General features: G+C 41.1%; 1 protein-coding gene and 1 pseudogene. Both read left to right on the top strand.

All coding sequences use genetic code 11. From position 1 onward, the window contains the following. Positions 1-175: 175 nt before the first annotated feature. Positions 176-1,150: an Rpn family recombination-promoting nuclease/putative transposase gene (locus tag HT671_RS11250; protein WP_119919358.1), complete on the top strand. Its 975-nt coding sequence runs from the start codon at positions 176-178 to the stop codon at positions 1,148-1,150. Positions 1,151-1,155: 5 nt separating this feature from the next. Then, a pseudogene (locus tag HT671_RS11840) lies at positions 1,156-1,266 on the top strand (flagellar assembly protein H domain protein); the annotation flags it as partial. Positions 1,267-1,517: the final 251 nt, after the last annotated feature.

Below are 1,517 nucleotides of genomic sequence, written 5' to 3'. Positions count from 1 at the left end.
TGATAAAGTCGGGATTATAACATAGATAGACGGGACTATCCAACAGAGGGGAAAAATTTCAAATAAGCGATTAGCTTTCTTCTGAAGAAAAGCTTTCTTTTACGAATAAATAGATAGAAGCATCAAATCTAGCAAATTAGATTAAAAAATGTGCTATAATAGAAGGAGGAGAAGGATGATTCTAAGACATCCGGGCATTAGCCCGACCAACGACTTGGTTGCTAAGAAAATTTTTAGCAATCCAGAAATCACTTGTCAATTTATTCGCGATATGCTGGACTTGCCAGCAAAAAATGTGACGATTTTGGAGGGAAGTAACATTCACGTCTTGCCTTCCCTGCCCTACTCGGCGCAGGATTTCTATACCAGTATAGACGTCTTGGCGGAGTTGGATAATGGCACTCAAGTAATCATTGAAATCCAAGTCCATCATCAGAATTTTTTCATCAATCGTTTATGGGCTTACCTGTGCAGTCAGGTCAATCAAAATCTTGAAAAAATTCGCCAGCAAGAAGGCAATACTCACCAGAGCTACAAACACATCGCACCAGTATACGCTATTGCAATTGTGGATAGTAATTATTTTCAAGATGATTTGGCTTTCCACAGTTTTAGCATGCGAGAGGACACGACAGGTGAGGTCTTAACCATCACAAATAACGGTCAGGAAAACCATCTGGTTAAGATGGCTTTCTTGGAACTAAAAAAATACAGAGAAACCAGCAAAGACAAGGTTCGTAAACCATGGTTAGAGTTTTTCGGGAATAAACCCTTTACCCAGCAGCCCGAGCGAGCCATCAGCCAAGCAGATCAACTGCTGGACTACAAGAGTTGGTCCGAGGAGGATAAGAAAATGTTTAGTGAACAACGCAGGCGAGAAGAACAAGCCATGTTAGCACAGGACTATGCCTTAGAAACTGCTAGGGCGGAAGGGATTGAACAAGGACTGGAGCGCGGTCTTGAACGTGGGCGAGCTGAGGGCATTGAACAGGGAATTGAACGTGGACGAGCTGAAGGCATCGAACAGGGATTAAAAGTAAGTTTAGCAAATCTAGTTCGTCAAGGTCTTCTAACACCTGAGGTTGCGAGTGAGAAATTAGGCATGACTGTGGCTGAGTTTGAAGAACTATTGAAAGAGCATCATAAATAAGACCTAAAAAATACAGAGAAACCAGCAAAGACGAGGTTCGCAAGCCGTGGTTGGAGTTTTTTGGCAACAAGCCCTTTACCGAGCGAGTCATCAGCCAAGTAGACCAACTGCTGGATTAAAAATTAGGAAATATCGTGTAGAAAATAGTAACAGATTTTATCTCTTTGTGGGATGAAGTCTGTTTTTTTGTATGATGGGCAGGTCCTACATCTGAGTGGCAAGTTCTCCGTAGGTATCCGCTATTGGTTAATGCATAGCATATCTGAATGAAATAAGAACTAAACAAATCAGTCAGGAAAGTCAAAGTAATTTCTATTATAGTAGATTGAAACTAGAATAGTGCGCCTCTACTTCTAAAACATTGTTA

Source organism: Streptococcus sp. 2741 (assembly GCF_013276315.1).
In the GTDB taxonomy this organism is placed as follows: domain Bacteria; phylum Bacillota; class Bacilli; order Lactobacillales; family Streptococcaceae; genus Streptococcus; species Streptococcus pseudopneumoniae.
The sequence above is the reverse complement of the archived record's forward strand: the minus strand, read 5'-3'. Positions and strand labels throughout refer to the sequence as shown.